The sequence below is a fragment of the Microbacterium yannicii PS01 genome, assembly GCF_000304335.1.
Classification (GTDB): domain Bacteria; phylum Actinomycetota; class Actinomycetes; order Actinomycetales; family Microbacteriaceae; genus Microbacterium; species Microbacterium yannicii_A.
The window spans coordinates 1-21,158 of sequence record NZ_CAJF01000017.1; the positions used below are offsets into that span (position 1 = coordinate 1).

Consider the following 21,158-nt stretch of genomic DNA (forward strand, 5'->3'; position numbering starts at 1 on the left):
CCCTTCTCGGGATCCTTCCTCCATCCGGGCCGATTCCACGACGATGGGCGCACCGTCGTCGACCAGCTCGGCGATCGAGATCACGGCCGGCGTGGCACCTGCGTCGCGCGTCGGATCGATGTTGCTCGAGGGGATGGATGCATCGCCCATCATGGCGAGGCCCTCGGGCGCCTCCTGCGGGGTCCGCTCCTCGGCGGGAAGGTCATCCGACAGCGCACTCGCCGAGATCTGGGACACCGGTGTCTTGCTCTTCTTGCGGCGCAGGGCCACGAGAGGCGGCGGCATCGCCGTCCCGCCGGCGAGGACATCGGCCAGAGAGTTGGCCGCGATGATCGTCAGCGCCAGGATCGCCCCCGTCGGGATCATCATCCAGGGCTGCTGGAAGATGAACCGCGACGCGGTCTGGATCATGCCACCCCACGTCGGCTCCGGCGGCTGCGGCCCGAGACCGATGAACGCCAGCGCCGCCTGGATCCCGATGCCGACACCGAACAGCAGCACGAACTGCACGATGACCGTCGTCGACATGTTCGGAAGGACGTGCCGGATGCTGGCGAGCATGGGGCGCACGCCGTCGACGGATGCCGCCTCGACGAACAGCTGCCTGTGCAGGGACTTCGCCTGCCCGAAGAGAACCTTGTACATCGCCCCGAACAGGAGCAGTCCGAACGCGATCATCACCAGAGGCATGTTGGCGCCGACCGCGGCGATGAAGGCGAGGAGGATGACGGTGCCCGGCAGCGAGAGGACGATCTCGCTGATCCTGTTCATGACGCCCTCGGCGCGAAGGCTGCGTGATGCCCAGAGCGTGATGGGAACGGTGACCCCGATGGCCACGACGGGCACCAGGACTGCGACGAAGATCGTCGGCGCCGCCGCTGTCACCAGACGCGAGAGCAGGTCGCGGCCCAGCTCGTCGGTACCGAGCAGGTGGGCGAGCGACGGCCCCTGGAGGACGGCTGTCAGATCCTGCTCGAGGGGACCGTATCTCAGCCACAGCGGCGACGTCAGCGATGCGAGGACCAGTCCGACGAGCCAGACCAGGGAGATCACCGCCGCGGGCGAGCGGAGGATCCGCCCTCCCAGTCGGCGCTCCGTGCGGCGAGGTCGGACGATCGATGTGGTGGAGACGGTCATGATGCACGCAGCTTCGGGTCGAGGGTCCGGTTGAGCAGTTCGAGGGCGACGTTGACGACGACCACGACGAGCGTCGCGACCAGGACGAGCGCCTGCACGAAGGGGAGGTCCGCCGAGCCGACCGCCGCCTGCATTGCCTGACCTATGCCGGGAAGGGCGAACAGCACCTCGATGATGACCGAGCCGCTGAACAGCACGATGAATTGGATGGCGATGCTCGCGATGATCGGAAGGCTCGCGCCGCGCAGAGCATGCACGTAGATGATCCGGGTCGTCGGCGTGCCGATGGCCCGGAGGGTGCGCATGTGCTCTTGAGTCAGCGTCTCCGACATCGACGCGCGCGTCTGCCGCGCGATGCCCGCAGCCGACGTGATCGCGATCGTCAGCACGGGCAGGATCAGCGATCGCGCCCATGCCTCGGGGTTGGTGGCGAACGGGACGAATCCCGTCGCCGGGAGCAGCCGTGCCTGAACGGCGAAGACATAGACCAGCAGCACGCCGACCCAGAACGCGGGAACGGAGAGGAGGACCCCCGACAGAGCGGTGATGAATCGGTCGACGGCACCCCCGCGAACCGCGGCGGTGACGCCGAGGACGATGCCCACGACGGCACTCAGGAGCGTCCCGAAGAACGCGAGCGCCGCGGTGACCGGCAGCCTCTTCGCGATGTCGGGGCCGATCGGGCGCCCGTCGATGAGCGAGACGCCGAGGTTTCCCTGCAGGACCTGCCCGACCCACGCGAAGTACTGCTGTATCCAGGGGTCGTACCAGCCGATCGACTCGTTGTAGGCGACGACCTCCTCGGGTGTCGCCGACTGTCCGAGGGCCACACCGCCCGGGGTCGAGCCGGAGAGGTGCACGAGGACGAAGGCGATGAACGACGCGATCAGCAGCGTCAGGATCGCCCACGCGACCCGCTTGAGTACGAAGAAGAGCATCATCACTCCCTGCGGTGACGGGGACGGTGCCGGCGGCGAGACCGCCGGCACCGTCACCTGGTCAGGATGCCGGCTGAAGGGTTGCCAGGATCGGGAAGACCTCCGCACCGGGGAAGGTCGGCTCGGCGACCTTCGCGGTGTCGTACGCCCACGGCGCGACCTGCTCGAAGAGCGGGATCAGCCAGCCCGAGTCGACGATGGAGCGATTCATGTCCTCGAGCGCGGTGGCCTGTGCCTCTTCGTCGCCCGAGCCCAGTGCTGCACCGTACGCGCCGGCCGCGGCCTGGATCTCGGGGTTCTGGGCTCCGTGGAAGTTGGCGAATCCGAAGAGGACGCCGAAGACGTTGCCCGCCGGGTTCGTCCACGTCAACGGGAGCGGGCCGCCGAGGGGCTCGGTCTGGACGACGGCGAACAGCTCTTCCGTCGATGCCGCGTTCTTCAGGGTGACGTCCACTCCGATGGCCTCCCAGTACGGCTGCAGTGCCTCGAGATCGCGCTGGCTGCCCTGCGAGATGGTGAACTCGAACCCGAAGCCGTCGGGATATCCGGCCTCGGCCAGGAGCTCCTCGGCGCCTTCCGGATCGTACGCGTACTGCTCATCGAGTTCGGGGAGGAAGCCGGGGCTGTCGGCGGGCAGAGCGTTGGCCGTCGGGATCTCGCCGGGATGGACCGCCTCGACATACGTCTCACGGTCGATCGCCATCGAGAGGGCCTGATAGACGCGCGGGTCTGCCCACTGCGGGCCGAGTGCTCCGACCTTGTCGAAGGCGACGATGTTCTGGACGGTGCCGCCGTTGGTCACCAGGCCGATGCCCGCGGACTCCACCTGAGGCTGCGTGTCCGCGGCGATCAGTGCCAGATCGACTTCACCGGAGATCGCAGCGTTCACGCGTGCCTGGGGGTCGACGATCGGCCGGAACTCGTAGGTGTCGAACGGGTAGTCGGCGGCGGCGTCGCTGTCGTCCTTCTTCACGAGCAGGTAGGTGTTGCCCTTGACGGTGGCCTCCTCGTCGACGGTGAGCGGTCCGGAGCCATCGGGCGTCGCGTCCAGGGCTGACCGGTCCGCGGTGCCTGTGGGACCGACGATGGCGCCGGCCGGCTGGACGAGGTTCGCCTCGAACCCCGGCTGGGGCGCCGCGAAAGTGAGCGTCACCGTGTCTTCGTCGACCACCGTCACATCTGCGATCTCCTGCTCGCCGCCGGCGGCGAAGCCGCTGTACGCGGACAGGTCGGGATCGCCGCGGAAGTCGAGGTTCTGCTTGACCAGGTCGGCCGTCACCGTGGAACCGTCGGCGAAGGTCGCGCTCGTGTCGAGATCCAGGGTGAGCTGCGTCTGGTCGGCGTTGTACTCGAAGCCGGTGACGAGATCGGGAACGACCTTGCCCTCCTCGTCGAGGACGAAGAGCGAGTCGTAGATCCCCTCGAAGAACATTCGCTGGCCGCTGCCGTACCGCAGCGGGTCGTATCCGAGTGCGGCCTGGTCGGAGTCGAGGGCGATGACAAGGGTCGACGCGTCTGCGGGATCGCCGCTCGCGCCCGTGCCGCCTCCCCCGCCGCCGGAGCAGGCGCTGAAGGCGAAGGCGGATACGGCCGCCGCCGCGAGGACGGCGGCGCCGCGTGCTGGTGTGATGCGAGACATCCTGATCTCCTGTGATCGTCGGGTGTTGGTGCGGACTTCAGTGTTCGCAGATCGCCCGAGAAGAGCGGTCCTGGTTCCTAGGGTGACCCCGCCGGTGTGGTTTGGCCATTCGGATACATACGGCCCTGCATTAGGTTGCGCCTAAGATAGCGCTCGATTCAAGAACCTAATGAAACTTACTTTCACTCATTGAACATGTATGCCAGGATGGCTTGCGAGTCAGAGAGGACCGCCCATGCGCGCATCATCCTTCCCCGAGACGTTCCTCTGGGGAGTGGCCACCGCCGGCCACCAGAACGAGGGAGACAACGTCCACAGCGACACGTGGTTCCTCGAGAACGTGACCCCCACGATCTTCCGGGAGCCGTCCGGGAAGGCGACGAACGGGTGGGAGCTGTGGGAGTCGGACCTCGATCTGGTCGCGGGGATGAACCTCAACGCCTTCCGCTTCTCGGTGGAATGGGCCCGCGTGGAGCCCGTCGAAGGCGAGTTCTCCGAAGACGCCCTCGCACACTATGAAGCGCTGGTGGAAGGATGCCTCGCGCGCGGTCTCGCGCCGATCGTGACCTTCAACCACTTCACCTCACCGCACTGGTTCGCCAAGCGCGGAGCCTGGCTCGACCCCGCGGCGCCGGAGCTCTTCGCCCGCTACTGCGGCGCGGTGATGGACCGCTTCGGGGATCGGATCGCACTGGCGGTCACCTTCAACGAGCCCGACCTTCCCGAGATGCTCACCTGGGCGCACCTGCCCGAGTTCATCGCCGACCTCGAACGCGAGACGCTCGAGGTCGCGAGCCGGGAGGCCGGGGTCGAACGATATCGGGCCGGGAACGTCATGCTGCGTGAGGACTTCGCCGGCATGCGCGCCGGCATGACGGCAGGGCACCGTGCGGCGAGAGCCGCGATCAAGTCCCGCCGCCCGGAACTGCCGGTCGGACTGTCTCTGGCGATCGTCGACGACGTCGCGGCGCCGGGAGGGGAAGAACTCCGCGACCGCAAGCGGGCTGAGGTCTACGAGCACTGGCTGATCCTCGCGCGGGAGGACGACTTCGTCGGAGTGCAGAACTACGAGCGCATCGTGTACGGCCCGGACGGCATGGTCGCGGCGCCGGAAGGCGCGGCCATCAACGGCATGGGCACCGCCGTGGAGCCTGACTCCCTGCGTGGCGCCGTCGCGTACGTGTACTCCGTCGCGCAGGTTCCGGTGCTGGTCAGCGAGCACGGGATCGGCACTGAGGACGACGTGCTCCGCGCCGGGTTCCTCGAGCCCTCGCTGGAGGGTCTCGCGAGGGCCATCGCCGACGGCGTGCCCGTGCTCGGCTACTGCCACTGGACGCTCATGGACAACTTCGAGTGGATCTTCGGCTATGGCCCCAAGCTGGGTCTGCACGAGGTCGACCGCGAGACCTTCGAGCGCACTGCCAAGCCGAGCGCCGGCGTCTACGCCGAGCTGGTCCGCAGTGCTCGAGGCGGGGAGGCGTAGCATCGGGCGACTGTCGGTGACGGATGCCGCGGCCGGCCATAACCGGCGTCGATGGGCTCGATAACCTAATCGGTCTTCGCTGATGCCCTCCGACCCCCTTCAATGAGGGTGAGTCGAAGGAGATTCAATGACGAAGCCCATTCTCGACGTCGAGAAGACGTCCACCCGACGCGCCGGAGCCTGGCAGGCCGCCCTCCTGCTCGCCGGCAGCTGCATGCCCGTGATGGGGTCGGTCCTCATCACGCCCGTCCTGCCCCAGCTGTCACAGGAGTTCGGCGATCAGCCCGGTTCGGACGTGCTCGTTCCGATGATCGTGGCGATCCCCGCCCTCATGATCGCGATCTTCGCGCCCTTCGCCGGGCAGATCATCGACCGGGTCGGGCGGAAGAACCTGCTGATCGTGGCGATGCTCGCCTATGCCATCGCCGGCACCGTTCCCGCCTACATCGAGAGCCTCGCCGGCATCCTCATCAGCCGCACCTTCGTGGGCGTGTTCGAGGCGGCGATCATGACGGTGTGCACGACGCTGATCGTCGACTACTTCCACGAAGAGCGGCGGCGCAACAAGTACCTGAGTCTGCAGACCGTCGCGACGACCCTCGGCGCCACGGTCTTCATCGCCCTCGGCGGAGCGGTCGGATCGGCGGGGTGGCACGCGCCCTTCTGGATCTACGCCATCGCGGCGCCCATCGCGATCGTGATGGTCTTCGCACTGTGGGAGCCCGGTCGCGGGGACTCGACGGACGCCCACATCGCTGCGGGCGAGAAGGCGCGGGTGCCGTGGCGCATCCTCGGCCTGCCGATCCTCGTCACCGTCTTCGGCGGCTTCACGTTCTACGTGATGATCATCGAGGTCAGCTACCTGGTCGTAGGCACCGGCGTCGTCCCGAACGACACCGCCACCATCGGCCTCGTCGCCGCGATCGCGTCGCTCGCCACGGCGGCGGGAGCCTTCACGTTCCCGCGGATCGCACGCCGCGGCATCGCGGTGCTGCTGCCGCTGGCGTTCGGACTCCAGGCCGTCGGCATGATCATCGTGTGGCTCTTCGCCGGATTCGCCGGCGTGCTGATCGGCGCGGTCGTCGCGGGCTTCGGCTCCGGCATCCTGCTGCCCGCCCTCGTCACGTGGGTCGTCTCCCGCACGCGGTTCGAGGAGCGGGGTCGCGCCACCGGCTGGTGGACGTCGTCGTTCTTCTTCGGCCAGTTCGTGACCCCGATCATCATGGGCGCGATCACCGGAGCCTCCGGCGCTCCGCTCCCCGTCGCGGTGGGCGTGGTCGGCATCGCCGCTGCGGTGGTGGCCGTCGTCCTCGCCGTCGGTCTGCGCCGCACTGCACGCGTCGAGACCGCCGCACACTGACAGCGGAGGAGGGCCGGACCCCGTCGACGGGGTCCGGCCCTCTCTCGTTGCGGAAGCGGTGTGCCCAGCGCGGGTGGCGCCGTGCGGTCACCGCGCAGCGGCCCCGACGACCGCGGCTCGCAGCTCCTCGACGATCCGGCGGGCACCGCGCACGGCGATCGCAACGCTCATGAGCGTCGGATTCATGGCGTTCGCCGTCGGGATGAGCGCGTTGCCGCCGACGACGAGACCGTCAAGGCCCCAGACGCGCGACCACGGGTCGGCCACCGACGTCCCGTCGTCGACCTCACCCATCCGCATCGTGCCCATGTAGTGCAGGCTCGACCCGTTGGGAAGGAGCCGTGGCTCTGCGACGAACGCACCCAGCGCACTCCCCACGCGGCGAAGCCGGTCGGTGGCCTCGACGATCTCGGTCTCTTCGGCTTCGGTCAGCGCGTACCGGATGGTCATGTTGGGAAACCCGCGATAGTCGGGCTCGCCGTCGTCGAAGGTGACCGCGTCTTCGAATCGCGGGCGCTTGCGGAGGCCGTAGCCCATGTTGACGAAGCCCCAGCGGTTTCCGGCGTACGGCGACGCCGGGTCGAGCGGGAAGGGCGTGGACTCGGAGTACATCACCTGCAGGGCGAACGGGTGATCGGGCTCCGAGAACGGGATGCGGTTGACCGCCGCCACCGGATCGGCCGGATTCGTCGCCCGACGGGCCTTCTCGGCGTCGAGGTCGTCGACCGTCGCGAACCGCTCCATCTTCTCGCCCTCGAGCGCGACCGTGGAGATGACGACCGGATGCTCCGTGAGGTAGTGGCCGAGTGCGGTCGGACGGATGCCGGAGGCCCACAGCAGCTGCGGAGAGCGGAAGGCGTCGGCGGCCACCACGACCACGTCGGCGGGAACGAACGACAGATCGCGCGTGCGCAGGTCTTCGACGGTGACGCCGGTGACACGGCCGTCCTCCCGCTCGATGCGGCGCACCAGGGAGAGGTCTCGCAGCTCGAACCTGGCGGCGAGAGGATGCCCCTCCTCGATGAGCGGCCCCAGAACGACGTCGGCGCCCGCCCAGCGCATCGTGCCGTCGGGCTGGGGGTCACCGGCGACGGGCAGCGTGCCGGGGCCGTATCCGTCCGGCAGCTCCCCCGCGAACTCCTCCTCCAGCAGCGAGCGGATCGCGCCGCCCACAGCGGAGTCGGCGAACGCGGCGCTCTGCACATGCAGAAGACGGCCGGCGTCGGCGATGAGCTCCTCCCACTCGGCATCGGGGATGAACGGGATCTTCTCGCTGAACGCCGGGGCTGGAGTTGCGCAGGTCCAATGGGCGCCCTGGCCGCCGACGTTCGTCGACGCCGCGACCGCGGGGAAGGTGGGCGCGTGCGCGGACCCCTCGCCGCCGAAGTCGAGCAGGTGCGTGCCCTGGCGAGCGGTGAACATTCCCTCGACGACGGCGCCGTCCGGAAGCCCGAGCGAGGCCCGGAAGGATCCTGCCTGCGGACCCTGCGACATCTCCCGTGCGCGCTCCTTCTCCGCCGGGTCGGCGATGTTGCGCACGCTCTCACCCGGAGTCGCGGTCAGCTGCGGGCCGGCCTCGAACATGACGACCCGCGCGTCGGGCGAGCCCTCCAGGATGAGTCGCGCGTATGCGGACCCGATGGGGCCGCTGCCGACGATGGCGATGGTGGGGCTGTGAGACATGGGTTCTCCTGAGGTCGCGAAGGCGAGGCTTTCAGACGGTGGTGCCCGCAGCGGGCATGCGGGACGGGGATGACGACGGTGCCGGCTCGTGTTCGTCCGACAGCCGGCCCTGAGGCAGCAGCACGGCTGCCACGATGCCGACGGCGTACACGATGGCGAGCGCCACGAACACCGGTGCGAACACATCGCGGTAGATGGCGGCGATCTGCGTCTGAACGCCGGCGGAAGCCGCATGCACCAGCTGCGGCGTGAGCGTCGCGGCATCGGTTCCCCGTGGCAGGAGAGCGGCGACCCCGAAGCCGACGACTCCTCCGATGACGGCGGTGGTCACGGTCGAGCCGATCTGACGAACGAGGTTGACGGTCGCCGTGATCGCCCCGGTGTCCGAGCGAGGCGCGGCGCTCTGGACGACGGCGATCACGAGGCTCATGAACGCTCCCGTGCCGGCGCCGACGACGAACATGACGGCCATCGGCACCCAGAGCGGAAGCCCCACGGGAAGCAGCGCCATGATCGTCAGGCCGACTGCCCCCAGGGCCGTGCCCGCGATCGGGTAGACGCGGTAATGACCGGTTCGGCTCACCAGGAAGCCCGAGAGGAGGTTGGTCAGCAGCATCCCGAAGACCGTCGCGATCGGGACCAGCCCCGACACCGTCGCGGAGGTGCGATAGGCCATCTGGAAGTACGTGGGCAGGTAGGCCGTGATCGAGAACAGGCCGATGCCGATGATGGCCGAGAGTGCGACCCCGGCGGAGATCGTGCGGTTCGCGAAAAGCCGCAACGGCACGATCGGCTCCTGCGCCCGGCGCTCGACGAGGAAGAACGCGGCGAAGCCGGCGGCTGCGACGAGGAATGCGGCGATCGCCGGGACCCGCGCCGCCGGGTCGCCGATCCAGGTCACGGCGAGCACGAGAGCGATGAAGGCGACGGCGAATGCGAGCGAGCCGGCGACATCGAAGCGCGGGCGGGCGGCGCCGTCGATGTGGGGCACCGTGAACACGGCGAACACGAGCGCCGCGATCCCGACCGGCAGGTTGATCCAGAACACCCAGGGCCAGCCCCAGTAGTCGGTGATGAGGCCGCCCAGGACCGGTCCGATCAGGATCGCGATCGGGAAGGCCGCGCCGATGACGGCCATGTAGCGCGGCCGCTCCCGGGGAGAGGTGACCTGAGCGACGATCGTCTGAGACATCAGCTGCAGTCCCGACGAGCTCATGCCCTGCACGAGACGCGCGGCGATCAGCCATCCCATGTCGGGCGCCAGTCCGCACACCAGAGAGGCGACGAGGAAGACGCCGAGTGAGACGAGGAACACTGCACGGGGGCCGACGATGTCACCGAGCCTGCCGAGCACCGGCATCACGACCGTGCTGGCGAGCGTGTACCCGACCACGATCCAGCTCATCTGCTCGAGCGCGCCCAGTTCGCCGGCGATCGTCGCGAGGGATGTCGCCACCACCGTGTGATCCAGGGCGCCGAGGAAGGCGACGGTGAGCAGGGAGGCGACGAGCAGACGGAGCCTGACCGGTGAGAGCGGCATACGAGTGGTTTCGCCCGAACGATCGGGCCGTCGACGCGACCGGTTGTGCCTTCGCCGAAACCATCCGGCGAAGAACGGGTCCGAGGACCCCAACGTCATGTCGATTCTAGACGAGCTTAGGCTCAAAAACAACCAAAGATAGACTTTCGGAGGTCAGGATCGGTGACGCGTTCGCGGGCGCGGGCGCGCGACCGGCAGCGGCGGCGCCGCGACGTAGTCGCCGACCGTCCCCCGAAGCTCGCCGATGCCCTCGACGGTCATCACGACCTCGTCGCCGGGTTGCAGCGGGCGTGGTGTGAGCCCGCCGTTGCGGCCCCACAGTTCGCCGAGGCATCCGCCGTTGCCGACCGTCCCCGACCCGAGCACGTCGCCCGGCACGACGCGCGCGTTGCGCGAGGCGTAGGCGACGAGCTCGGGAAAGGGCCACCCCATGTTCGAGACGAGGTCCTCGCCGATCAGCTCTTCGTTGACGCGCACCTCGGCGCGCACCGCAAGGAATCCGTCGGCGTCGAGGTAGGGTGCGAGCTCGTCGGCCGTGACGATCCACGGGCCGAGGCTCGTGCCGAAATCCTTGCCCTTCGCGGGCCCCAGGCGCACCTTCATCTCGCGGCCCTGCAGGTCGCGCGCGGACCAGTCGTTCATGATCGTGTAGCCGAAGATGCGGGATGCCGCGGCCTCCGCCGTCAGGTTCACCCCGTCGCTGTGGGAGCTCGACACACCGGCCCCTGACTCGGTCCCTGAGCCTGTCGAAGGGCCCCCCACGATCGCCGCGACCTCGAGCTCGAAGTCCAGCCGCTCGGTGACCGGAGGCTGGACGGTCTCGCCCGGACCGAGGATGGTGTGCGGGTTCGTGAAATAGAACGTGGGCGCCTGGTACCACTCGTCGGCGACGTGACTCTTGCCTTCGACGCCGGCGCTCACGCCCTCGACGTGCTCTTCGAAGGTCACGAAGTCGCGGACGGATGCCGGCACCAGCGGCGCGAGCAGCGTCACCTCGGCCAGCGGGGTGCCCGTATCGCCCGCGACGCGGGCGAAGGCGCCGTGTGCGGCCTCCAACCCGGCGGCGAGCACCGCCGCAACGGTCAGCCCGTCGGGGAAGGGCACCACCCGATCGTCGACGACGAAACCTTCGCCGACACCGGTCGCCTCTTCCCACCGCGCGAGCCTCATGCGGGCACCTTCGTCCGCAGCAGCTCTTCGGCGTTGCCCGCAAGGACGCGGCCCGCGACGTCATCCGGCAGACCCGCCGAGCGCACGAAGGCCACCGGGTCGTCGAGCCCCATGTCGAAGGGGAAGTCGCTGCCCAGCACCACCTGCGACGCCCCGGCGACCTCGATGAGATGCCGAAGGGCCGCGGGGTCGTGCACGACCGTGTCGAACCAGATCTTCTTCAGGTAGCTGGACGGCTCGTGCGCGCACCCGTGCGCGTCGGGCCGTACCCGCCAGGCATGGTCGGATCGCCCGATCGCCGTCGGCAGGTAGCCGCCGCCGTGCGCCGCGACGATCTTCAGGCCCGGGTGGCGGTCCAGCACGCCGGCGAAGATGAGGTGCGACAGCGCCACGGCGTTCTCAACGGGCTGACCCACGGTGTTCGCGAGGTAGAACCGATCGAGTCGCTCGTCCAGGCTGCAGCCGAACGGATGCAGGAAAACTACGCAGCCGAGCTCGGCGGCGCGCGCCCAGAACGGCTCGAGCCGTTCGTCCGAGAGCTCGACGTCACCGGCGAACGACGAGATCTCGACGCCGGCGAGTCCTCGTCCGAGCACGGCGTCGTCGAGATACTCGACGATCCGTGAAGGATGCTGCAGCGGCACCACGCCCAGACCCACCAGGCGATCGGGTGCCTGCGCGACGTGCTCGGCGACGAGACGGTTCGTCTCGCCGGCGACCCACACCGCGAGACCTTCGGGCGCCCACGGATAGAAGTGGTTCGGCGAGACGCTGACCCACTGCGTCGCAACCCCCTGCGCGTCCATCGCCGCGAGCCGCTCGCGCACATCGGTGAGCTTCGGGATGCGCGCGCCGACCATCGGACCCGAGACCTTCAGGCTCTCCAGGCCGTTGCGGCGGCGCTCGAGGTCGGCCGCCTCGGCCACCAGCTCGGGCGCGCGCTTCTCGACCTCGGCGTGGACGTGCGGCAGCAGAAGGTGCGCGTGGACGTCGGTGACCGTCGCGCCGGTGGACGCTCCGGCTTCGCCGACGCTCATGCCGGCTGCGCCATCTGCTGCGCGATGCCGAAGATCAGGCCGCCGGCGTCCGCGTCGCGGTTGCCGTCGATCTGCCACTGTCCCAGCTGGACGGATGCCTCGACCACCGCCTGCGCGCGCGGAAGCCGACGCGCGTGGAACTCGTCCCACAGCGCCGCGTCGACCGTGTCGCGGGAGGTGAGCAGCCCGGTCAGGACGAAGGCGTCCTCGAGACCCTGCGCGGCGCCCTGCGCGATGGTCGGCGGGCAGGAGTGGGCCGCGTCTCCGATGATGACGACACGACCGCGGTTCCACGGCTCGGTCACGATGTGCTGCGTGAACCACGTGTAGTTCGCGCGGGCGCCCTTCTCGAGGTCGGCGCGGATCGCGTTCCAGGGCCCGCCGTATGCGCGTGACTCCTCGAGCATGATGCGCGTGGCGTCCTCGTCCGAGACCGCGAAGCGGTCCTGGGCCTTCTCGACGAGGAACGCGTACATCGAGTTCTCGCCGGTCGGCGTGTACCCGGCGATGTAGACAGGCCCGCCGTAGTACAGCTCGCTGCGGACGACCTCGGCGGGACGCGAGACGAACGTGCGCCAGATGCCCATGCCGGTCGGCTCGGGCTTCTGCTCGATGCCGATGAGGTCCCGCACCGTCGAGTGCAGCCCGTCGGCGCCGATCACGAGGTCGTACTCCCCCGCGCTCTCGCCGTCCACGATCACGCTGACCGTGTCGTCGGGGCCGGCGCCGTCCTCCAGCGCCGTGAGCTTCACGCCGAAGCGCACCTGCGCACCGGCCTTCTGCGCGTGGGCGAGCAGGATCTGGGCGAGCGCGGGTCGCGGCATCCCCATCGCCGCCGGGTAGTCCGGTCCGCCCGTCTTGACGTCAGGCAGCTCCGCCACGATCGGGGCGTCCGGTCCGGGCGCGCGCAGGTTCAGGCCCTCGAAGGGGTAGCCGGCCGCGCGGATGTCGTCCCACGCGCCCAGCGCGTCGAAGACGCGCAGCGCGTTCCCCTGCAGCGAGATGCCCGACCCGAGCGCGCTGAGCTCGGGCTTCGACTCGAACACGTCGACGTCGACGCCCGCCTTCGCGAGCTGGATGGCGGCGGCGAGTCCGGTGACTCCGGCGCCGATGACGGCGACCTTGCGTACGGCGGTCATGTCAGAACCTCTCTGTTCTTCAGGATGTTGTTCGGGTCAGAGGACGGCCACGGGATTGATCGGCGAGCCGACCGCTCCGGTGATCGGCAGGGGCGCAGCCGAGAGCAGGAAGTCCCAGCGGCCCCGCGCCGCACACGCGGCGCCGAGCTCTTCGAGGTTCCACATCTCGCCGATCGTGAGCCCCATGTTCGGGATCACGACCTGGTGCAGCGGCTGGAACGCCGGCGCATCGAACTCGTTCGGCCGCACCTCAAAGCCCCACGTGTCGGTCGCGATGGCGGCGATCTCGGTGCGGTGCAGCCACCCCGCCGTCGTCAGCGAGAGGCCGGGAGCCGGCCCGCCGGCGTAGTCGCCCCAGCCGTCGCGGCGGGTGCGACCGTACTGGCCGGTGCGCACCAGCACGATGTCGCCGCGTCCGACGACGCTCGACGGCCCCTGGGCGGCGATGGTGGCCTCGAGGTCGGCGACGGTGACCGCATAGCCGTCGTCGAGCTCGCCCGACTCGGGGTTGATGTGCCGGCCGACGTCGAGCAGCACGCCGCGGGAGACGACGACGGATGCCGCATGCTCGATGCCCGTGACGAGGTCGCCCTCGCTCGTGACGACGTCGCCCGCGCGGCGCCCGTTCCATGCGTTGCCGTGGTCGAAGATGTGGCCGAGCCCGTCCCACTGGGTGGAGCACTGCAACGGCATCGCGATGACGTCATCGGCGCCGCCGATGCCGTGCGGGAAGCCCTGGTTGCCGCGCTCGGCGTCGACGCCGGTGTCGGTCATGGTGTGCACCGGGTTGGTGCGGCGGCGCCAGCCCTTCTGCGGGCCGTTCGTGTCGAAGGCCTGCGCCAGCGAGACGACCACGCCGTCGCGCACGAGCGCCGCGGCCGCCACGCGCTTGGCGGCATCGATGAAGTTGAGCGTGCCGAGCACGTCGTCGTCGCCCCAGCGGCCCCAGTTGCGGTACGCCGCAGCGCGCGCCGCGATCTCGGCCTCGGGGTCCTGGCGGTCGAGGTCGCCCGGGTCGTCCGACAGTTCCGGTCCCTGTGGTTCGACAGGCTCACCAACCGCTCGAAGCTTCATTCCGTCACCGACCGGTCGCAGAGTCATACTCCGCTCACCCCCTCGGCGATGCAGCGGACGACCTGGGTGCCCAGGCCCTCGATCGTGCCCGTCATGACGTCGCCGTCCCGCAGGAACCGTTTCCAGTGCTGACCGTTGCCGGCCGGGCTGCCGGTCAGCAGGATGTCGCCGGGCAGCAGCGGCATGGTCTGCGATGCGCCCGAGACGAGCGCCGGGATGTCGAACAGCAGGTCGCTGGTCGAGGCATCCTGCATCACGTCGCCGTTCAGTTCCAGACGCACGCTCAGGTTCGAGCCGTCGACGTAGGGCGCCGGCACCAGGAAGGGTCCGGTCGGCAGGAAGCCGGGCGCGTTCTTGGCGCGGTACCAGTCAGTGCCGATCTCCTTCATGTCCTTGCGGAACACGAGGTCGCGCGTCGTGATGTCGTTGACCATCGTGTAGCCGGCGACGTGATCGAGGGCGTCCTCGCGCGAGACGCGGAACGCCTCTCGGCCGATGACGACGGCGAGCTCGAGCTCCCAGTCGTGCACCTCGCTGTAGGGCGGCAGGGCGAGCGGCACGTCGTCGCCGACGACGCACGCGGGCAGGCCGATGAAGAAGTACGGCTCACCGTTCGCGGCGCGGTCGTCCATCATCTTCGCCGCCGCTTCGCGTGCTTCGTCGGGGGTGCGATCGGAGTTGTTCGTCAGCCCGGCCGCCACCAGCTCGATCACGTGCTGGCGGTAGTTCGCACCGGTCTGCAGCACCTGGCGCGGCTCGACCGGAGCGGTCAGCGTGACGTCGGCCAGCGGCATCCACCCCTCGGCAGTCTCCGCGAGCGCCGCGAGGCGGTCCCATTCGGGGCGGGCGAGGAAGTCGTTGAGGGATGGCGCTCCCAGGTCCTCGGGAGCGAGCGGGCGGATGCGATCGCGAACGACCAGTCCCAGACGCAGGGAATCGCCCTGCCGGTAGCGGGCGAGAGCGAAGGGGGCGGTCGTACCGTGCGACGTCGTCGTCATGGGATCTCCTGATGGGGTGGTGGTGCGGCGGAGGCGACCGATCGGCCGGTCGCCTCCGCCGGGTCTTGTCAGCCCTGGCCGTGCTTGGCGTACGGGTTGAACAGGGCGTCCTTGATCTCGTCGGGCACGCCCTCCTCGGTCGCGCTCGGGCCGTCGGCCGGCGGGAACGACTCGGTCATCGACATCGGCATCGCGCCGTTGCGGTAGAAGTTGTTCGATCCCTGCGACGGCTTCCAGGTGTTCGCCTCCCAGTCCGGGACGTAGTTGCGGTAGCCGCCGGTGTTGAGCTCGATGCGCAGGCTCGACGGCTCGCGGTAATACAGGAAGTTCTGCTCGCCGATGCCGTGGATCGACGGGCCGTACTCGATCGGGATGCCGTTCTCCATCAGCACGTCGGCGGCGATGAGCAGCTCCTCACGGGTGTCGACCCAGAAGGCGTAGTGGTTGACGCGACCGGCGCGGGTGGAGCCGTCGAGGACGACGCCCAGGTCGTGCGACTTCTCGTTGGTGGTGAGGACCGAGAAGACCGAGATCGGAGCCTCGTCGAGGACGGTGCGCGCCATGAAGCGGAAGCCGAGGACGTCGACGTACCACTTCACGAAGCCGTCGACATCGCTCGTCGCGATCGTCACGTGGTCGAGCTGCCGCGGGGCGCCCGCGACCTTGGACCGCTTCTCGGGGCGGTCAGGGTAGATCGACGCGATCTGCGGCTGCGCCTGGTGGCGCGTGACGTCCCAGTGCAGCGTCATCGAGTGCCCGAACGGCCCGGTGAAGCGGTACGCGCGACCGATGTGCGGGACGTCGTCGAGCCACTCGCCCTGGACGCCGGCCGCCTCGATGCGCTTCGCGGCCTCGTCGAGCGCTTCGGCGCTGGACGTGCGCCAGGCCATGGTCTCGAGCGACGGCTCGTCGCCGGGCACCACGACCACGGAGTACGCGTAGTAGTCGCCCCAGCAGCGGAGGTAGACCGCGCCGTCGATCCGGTCGACGACCGTGAGGCCGACCTGCTCTTCGTAGAAGCGGACGGAGGCCTCGACGTCGGGCGACGTGATCGCCACGTACGAGAGGTGAGAGAGGAGTTTGATCATCGTTGAACCTTTCCGGGAGGCCGGAACCTCCCGACCTTCTTCCACTATCCAGCCGAAGCCGTCATCACGGAAGCGGATTCTGTCAATGCCGGGAATCACTGGCGTTTATATGGCGGTCGACATGCCGAGAATCGCGCCGGCCCCAGCAGCATCGTGATGGAGGTCGGCGAGATCCGTTGGCGGAGCACCGGAGAGCGATGCCACCGCGCGACGCAGCGCGAGCCGGAGCCCGGTCTCCCAGTGGGGTCGCGGCTCGCGCGTCCCGTCACCACCGACGACCCGGATCCGCCGCTCGAGTGTGGCATCGTCGATGCGCACCTCGGTGCGCTCTGGCCCGATGGCGAGGATCTCGAAGGCCGGGCGCACGCCGTCGGCCGCCTGGGTGATCGACAGCGACACCGGAGCGCCGCTCGCGGTCCGTCCGGTCGCGATCGTGGCGACCGCCGTGTGCGCGGCGCCGTCTACGCCCAGCCCCTCGCCGGCCAGAAGACGCACCCATCCGACGGCATCCCGGGTGGCGGCGAGACCATCCGCTGCGACGCTGACGACATCGGCGACGAAGATGTGCATGCGCGATGCCGCGTTCCCCAGGGCGGGGAGGTCCGGAGGGAGGCGCGGCCGATCGAGGACGACGGGTGTGCCCGCCCGCTGCAGCGCATGGATCCGCTCCCCGCTCACCGCCGCAGGATCGGCGACGACCAGCGCGACAGCGCCTTCCCCGGCGAGCTCGAGAGCCCTCTCAGTCCAATCCTCGTCACCGTCGAGGACGCAGATCGCACCGGACGGTCCCGGCACCTGCTCCAGCGTGCCGGCGAGCCGGCCGAGCACTCCCATGTGCGAGGTCGCCTGGGTCCAGACCGGCGCCCGGGTCATGCTGCGGCCCCGTCGCGGATGAGGCGAGCGGCCTGGTCGGCGATGCTGACGGCGTAGACGGCATCGGCCCGCAGCTCGTCGTACTCCATCGGTCGCTCGCCCGCCAGCATCGCGGCGAGCGCGTGCCACTCGGCCTCGTATCCGTTCATCGGCGCAGGGGGAAAGGCGGTGCGTCGGCCGGCCGCATCCTGCACGCTCACGCGCCCGCTCCCGGCAGGGACGAACGGAGGCGGGAAGTCGATCTCGACCCGGTCCTGGTCGGTGACCAGGGTCACGCGCCACAGCGTGTCGGCGCCGTCGGGAAGCATGACCGCAGTGTGGCGCACGGCGATCCCGCTCGCCCGGAATCCGATGTCGAAGCCGATGGGCGAGACCAGGCGCGCGAAGTCGACGCCTTCGAGCTCGGGAGCCACGTCGCGCACGAGCGGCAGGTCGTGCACCGCGAGTCCGACGATGAGTTGCCGGACGATGCCGCCGGCCACGTGCGTGTCGGCGGGGTCCACCGGCGGGCGCGAAGCCGGCGGCGGCCCGACCAGAAGGTCCGAGGCCGCGTCGTGGTACCGCCCGTTCGGTGCGAGGGCGAGTGTGATCGAGACCGAACGCACCGCGGCACCGGTGGCGTCGAGCCGGTGCTTGACCCGCTCCCACGACGGGTCGAACAGGTGATTCGTGCCGACCACGAGCGCCACCTCGCCATCGATGCACGCGCCCACGGCAGCGTCGATCTCGGCGCGGGAGACACCCAGCGGCTTCTCGCAGAACACCGCTCGCTTGCCGGCTGCCACGGCGGCGAGAATCTGGGCGGCGTGCTCTCCGGGCGGACTGCACAGTGCCACGACGTCGACATCCGGGTCGTCGAGGATCCCCTCCGGCCCGGAGGACCAGCTGGCACCCGTCCGCTCCGCGAGCTGACGAGCACGCCCGCTGCCGGCGTCGGCGATGTGCACGACCTCGAAACGGTCGCGGAGGCCGGCGAGCGTCGGCAGATGGAGCGCCGACACTCCCGGCCCTGCCCCCACCACGCCCACGCGGTACATCCGTGCCCACCTCTTCCTCGAGGGACTTAGGGCGAAACTATACCAAAGTTGGCGCAGTCGACGGTTTGTTCTGTGCAGGATCGGTTATTCCTGTCGACCCTTGTGTCACAATCGAGCATGGCAACCGGATCCGTTCTGCGCTTCGGCGCCCAGACCGACGAGGTCACGAGCCTCCTGCGCATCGTCAACATGGTGCGGGCAGGTGAGGCGGCGACACGCCCTGAGATCGGCCGGCTCACCGGCCTCGGCCGCGGCGTCGTGGCACAGCGTGTCGATCAGGCGATCGAGATGGGCTACCTCGAGGACGCCGCTTTCGGCCCTTCGTCCGGCGGGCGAGCGCCGCGCACACTCCGGTTCCGCAGCGAGCGCGGTCGCATCGTGATCTGCGCGCTCGGGGCGCTGCATATCCACGTGGGCGTCTCGGACCTCGACGGAGAGATCCTGGCGCAGTCGCACCGTGACTGGTCGATCGCCCGCGGCCCCGCCGACACCCTCACCACCGCGCTGGAGATGGTGGACGAGCTCCTGTCCGAAGACGACACACCCGTATGGGCCGTCGCGGTCGGACTCCCCGGGCCGGTCGACTTCACGACCGGGCGGCCCGTGGCGCCGCCGATCATGCCCGGCTGGAACGGCTTCGACGTGCGTCGTCGCTTCGAGCAGCGATTCGATGCGCCCGTCTGGGTCGACAACGACGTCAACATCCTCGCGCTCGGCGAACGCGCCCGCCGCCGCAGCGCGGCGCCCGACCTCATCTACTGCAAGATCGGCACCGGGATCGGCGCCGGCCTGCTTTCTCACGGCCGGATCCACCGCGGAGCGAATGGTGCGGCCGGCGACATCGGCCACGTCCGGGTCGCGGACTCGGAGCACCTCTGCCGCTGCGGCAAGGTCGGGTGCCTCGAAGCCGTCGCCGGCGGTTGGGCCCTCGTGCGCGATGCCGAGGCGGCGATCGCCGGCGGCGCGACCGGGCCTCTCGCCGCGCAGGCCGGGCGTGGACAGGCCATCGACCCCGAGGCGATCTCGGTCGCAGCCGCGGACGGCGATGCGCTCTCGATCTCGCTGATCCAGGGCTCAGCCCGCGTCGTGGGCGAATCGATCGCCGCTCTCGTCAACATGTTCAACCCGAGCGTCATCGTCATCGGCGGTGCCGTCGCCTCGGCCGGCGAGGTGTTCCTCGCCGAGGTGCGCCAGCGCGTCTATGAGCTCTCGTTGCCGCTCGCGACGCGAGACCTGAGCATCGTGAACTCCGTCAACGATCCATCCGCGCCGCTCCACGGCGGCGTGGAGCTCGTGCAGGAGCAGCTGTTCGAGGCCACCTTCCCTCGCTGGTTCGCGGACGGACGGCCCACCCTCGCGCAGCTCACCGCCGTCGGCTGAGGCGGCGGACGGTCCGCGGAGACTTCTTACGAATTCAGACTTATCCGTGTATCTTTTGTGTAGAAGACGCGGAGGTCTGAATGGGTGCGACGACGGACGACACGACCGACAGCTCCACGCGCCTTGCGCGGAGCCGTTGACGTGCTCGAGATTCTCCGCGATGACGCGCTCCGCACCAGCGATGACGGGTTCACCCTGCGCATCTGCCTCCCGTGGATCCGCTCCCTCCCGCTTGCCAGCGTCGCCGGCCTGGCGATCGATGTCGACGGCGAGCCCGTCGAAGAGCCGGACGTCGTCCTCGGTCCGCGTGCGATCCCTGCCGGCAGGCTCTCGCTGGAGCCCGGCTGGTGGTTCGTTCAGGACCGGCTGGTCGTTGCTGGTCGGCGGCGCCTAAGTCCCGGCGCCCACGGCGTCCGCGTCTCGTTCGACCTGATCGTGCCCTACCTCGCCGCCGGTCCCGACGGACCCCTTCGGCTTCCGTTCCGGAGCGAACGGACCCTCGAGCTCGACGCGGTCGGTCCTGTCCCGAGCGTCGCGCTCGACGTCGCCTGATCCCGGAGTCCCCCGTGACACACGCACTCCCGCCCGGCTGGACCCTCTCGGCCAGCGCGTTCAACTGGACCCCCGAGGTCATCCGAGCCGAACGCACCGCCACCGACATCGCGGTCGGCATCGTCGCCGACGGCATCGCGCCCGTCATCGAAGTCGAACTCGGCCAGCTCTGGCGGTCCTTCCCCGTCCCGGCGGATGCCGAGGCCGAGGCTCTCCGTGACGCTCTTGCGGCGTGCGGCGGCCAGGTCGGCACCGTCGGAGCCAGCATCGACGACTGGGCGCCCGGGGCCCGGCGGCGCACCGACGACGAGCGCCTCGCCTTCCTCCTTCCCCAGCTGCGCGCTGCCCAGCGCCTGGGGGCCGGCGGCCTCCGGCTGCCGATCGGGCAAGCGGGCCCGGAGCTTCTGCAGCGCCTTCTTCCGCACCTGCACGACCTCGATCTCGTGCTGTTCGAAGAGGCACAGGGCCCGCAATCCCCGGCGGAGCCCGCACACGCCGCCGCGTACGACGTGCTCGCCGCCGTGGACGACCCCCGCCTCCGCCTCCTCATCGACATCAGCATGCTGATGCCCGACCCCCCCGGTGTCGTATCTGGAGCGACTGGCGGAAAGCGGCGTGCCCGATGGGCTCGTCGCGCAGCTGACCGAGTCGTGGCGCGATCCGCACACGCGAGACGCCGTCGTCACGCTGCTGCGATCGGGGGCGGTGCCCCCTCAGGTTCAGACGCTGTACATGAACCTGCTCGTCCGGTTCGGGCACTCGAACGCCGCGGATCTGCGCGACGTCCTGCCGCTGGTCGGCGCGTTCCACCTGAAGTTCTGGGATCTCGACGACAGCGCGGCCCGGGTCTCGCAGCCGATCCGCGAACTCGGCGCCGAACTCGCGCTCCAGGGCTTCACCGGAACGTTCACGAGCGAGTGGGGCGGCCACGAGTGGCTCGACGATGACCCGACGACGATGACCCGGGCGCATCTCGAACTGGCACGCACGGCGCTCGCCGAGGGCGCGGCATCCGCTTCCGCCTGACGAC

The 21,158-nt window shown here is 69.6% G+C and carries 18 protein-coding genes; 5 read left to right on the forward strand and 13 right to left on the reverse strand.

Annotated features, from left to right (window positions below; translation table 11 throughout):
- From WYM_RS19945 to WYM_RS10895, 3 genes are all read right to left on the reverse strand, one after another.
- A partial coding sequence (locus tag WYM_RS19945) for an ABC transporter permease (protein WP_019180864.1) occupies positions 1-1,137 on the reverse strand: 1,137 nt, incomplete at its 3' end.
- On the reverse strand, positions 1,134-2,132 hold the full coding sequence (locus WYM_RS10890) for an ABC transporter permease (protein WP_237739396.1): 999 nt from the start codon (positions 2,130-2,132) through the stop codon (positions 1,134-1,136). The genes WYM_RS10890 and WYM_RS19945, both read right to left, overlap by 4 nt.
- A 4-nt stretch (positions 2,133-2,136) precedes the next feature.
- On the reverse strand, positions 2,137-3,714 hold the full coding sequence (locus tag WYM_RS10895) for an ABC transporter substrate-binding protein (RefSeq protein WP_019180866.1): 1,578 nt from the start codon (positions 3,712-3,714) through the stop codon (positions 2,137-2,139).
- Between the two features lie 235 nt (positions 3,715-3,949).
- On the opposite strand from WYM_RS10895, the gene WYM_RS10900 reads away from it, so the two are divergent.
- Positions 3,950-5,197, forward strand: a complete 1,248-nt coding sequence (locus WYM_RS10900; RefSeq protein WP_019180867.1) for a glycoside hydrolase family 1 protein — start codon at positions 3,950-3,952, stop codon at positions 5,195-5,197.
- A gap of 127 nt (positions 5,198-5,324) precedes the next feature.
- The gene (locus WYM_RS10905; RefSeq protein WP_019180868.1) at positions 5,325-6,557 is read left to right on the forward strand and encodes an MFS transporter; all 1,233 of its coding nucleotides are present in this window, start codon (positions 5,325-5,327) and stop codon (positions 6,555-6,557) included.
- A gap of 87 nt (positions 6,558-6,644) precedes the next feature.
- Here WYM_RS10905 and WYM_RS10910 read toward each other — a convergent pair whose 3' ends face one another.
- The 10 genes from WYM_RS10910 to WYM_RS10955 all read right to left on the reverse strand — a co-directional run bounded on the left by WYM_RS10910 (position 6,645) and on the right by WYM_RS10955 (position 18,196).
- Positions 6,645-8,240, reverse strand: a complete 1,596-nt coding sequence (locus tag WYM_RS10910) for a GMC oxidoreductase (protein WP_019180869.1) — start codon at positions 8,238-8,240, stop codon at positions 6,645-6,647.
- Between the two features lie 31 nt (positions 8,241-8,271).
- Positions 8,272-9,780 (reverse strand): MDR family MFS transporter, encoded by a 1,509-nt coding sequence (locus tag WYM_RS10915; protein ID WP_019180870.1) that lies wholly within the window; start codon positions 9,778-9,780, stop codon positions 8,272-8,274.
- A 153-nt stretch (positions 9,781-9,933) separates the two neighbouring features.
- Entirely contained in the window at positions 9,934-10,950 is a 1,017-nt protein-coding gene (locus WYM_RS10920; RefSeq protein WP_019180871.1) for a fumarylacetoacetate hydrolase family protein, read from the reverse strand.
- Positions 10,947-11,987: an amidohydrolase family protein gene (locus tag WYM_RS10925; RefSeq protein ID WP_019180872.1), complete on the reverse strand. Its 1,041-nt coding sequence runs from the start codon at positions 11,985-11,987 to the stop codon at positions 10,947-10,949. Before WYM_RS10925 ends, WYM_RS10920 begins: the two co-directional genes overlap by 4 nt.
- Positions 11,984-13,126, reverse strand: coding sequence for an FAD-dependent oxidoreductase (locus WYM_RS10930; protein ID WP_019180873.1), 1,143 nt, complete (start codon positions 13,124-13,126; stop codon positions 11,984-11,986). Before WYM_RS10930 ends, WYM_RS10925 begins: the two co-directional genes overlap by 4 nt.
- A 36-nt stretch (positions 13,127-13,162) precedes the next feature.
- Positions 13,163-14,200 (reverse strand): cyclase family protein, encoded by a 1,038-nt coding sequence (locus WYM_RS10935; RefSeq protein ID WP_051008119.1) that lies wholly within the window; start codon positions 14,198-14,200, stop codon positions 13,163-13,165.
- 23 nt (positions 14,201-14,223) lie between these two features.
- Complete coding sequence (locus tag WYM_RS10940) at positions 14,224-15,198, reverse strand: fumarylacetoacetate hydrolase family protein (RefSeq protein WP_019180875.1); 975 nt, start codon at positions 15,196-15,198, stop codon at positions 14,224-14,226.
- Positions 15,199-15,266: 68 nt separating this feature from the next.
- A complete protein-coding gene (locus tag WYM_RS10945; protein ID WP_019180876.1) occupies positions 15,267-16,286 on the reverse strand; it encodes a VOC family protein in 1,020 nt (339 codons plus the stop codon).
- Positions 16,287-16,391: 105 nt separating this feature from the next.
- Positions 16,392-17,159 (reverse strand): hypothetical protein, encoded by a 768-nt coding sequence (locus tag WYM_RS10950; protein WP_157525094.1) that lies wholly within the window; start codon positions 17,157-17,159, stop codon positions 16,392-16,394.
- Complete coding sequence (locus WYM_RS10955) at positions 17,156-18,196, reverse strand: Gfo/Idh/MocA family oxidoreductase (RefSeq protein ID WP_019180878.1); 1,041 nt, start codon at positions 18,194-18,196, stop codon at positions 17,156-17,158. Before WYM_RS10955 ends, WYM_RS10950 begins: the two co-directional genes overlap by 4 nt.
- A gap of 117 nt (positions 18,197-18,313) precedes the next feature.
- Between WYM_RS10955 and WYM_RS10960 the strand changes: the two genes are divergently transcribed.
- From WYM_RS10960 to WYM_RS22215, 3 genes are all read left to right on the forward strand, one after another.
- Complete coding sequence (locus WYM_RS10960) at positions 18,314-19,576, forward strand: ROK family protein (RefSeq protein ID WP_019180879.1); 1,263 nt, start codon at positions 18,314-18,316, stop codon at positions 19,574-19,576.
- Between the two features lie 141 nt (positions 19,577-19,717).
- The gene (locus tag WYM_RS10965) at positions 19,718-20,128 is read left to right on the forward strand and encodes a hypothetical protein (protein ID WP_019180880.1); all 411 of its coding nucleotides are present in this window, start codon (positions 19,718-19,720) and stop codon (positions 20,126-20,128) included.
- Between the two features lie 615 nt (positions 20,129-20,743).
- Positions 20,744-21,154 carry a hypothetical protein gene (locus WYM_RS22215; protein WP_019180881.1) on the forward strand — a complete coding sequence of 137 codons (411 nt, stop codon included), beginning with the start codon at positions 20,744-20,746 and terminating at the stop codon, positions 21,152-21,154.
- Positions 21,155-21,158 lie beyond the last annotated feature (4 nt).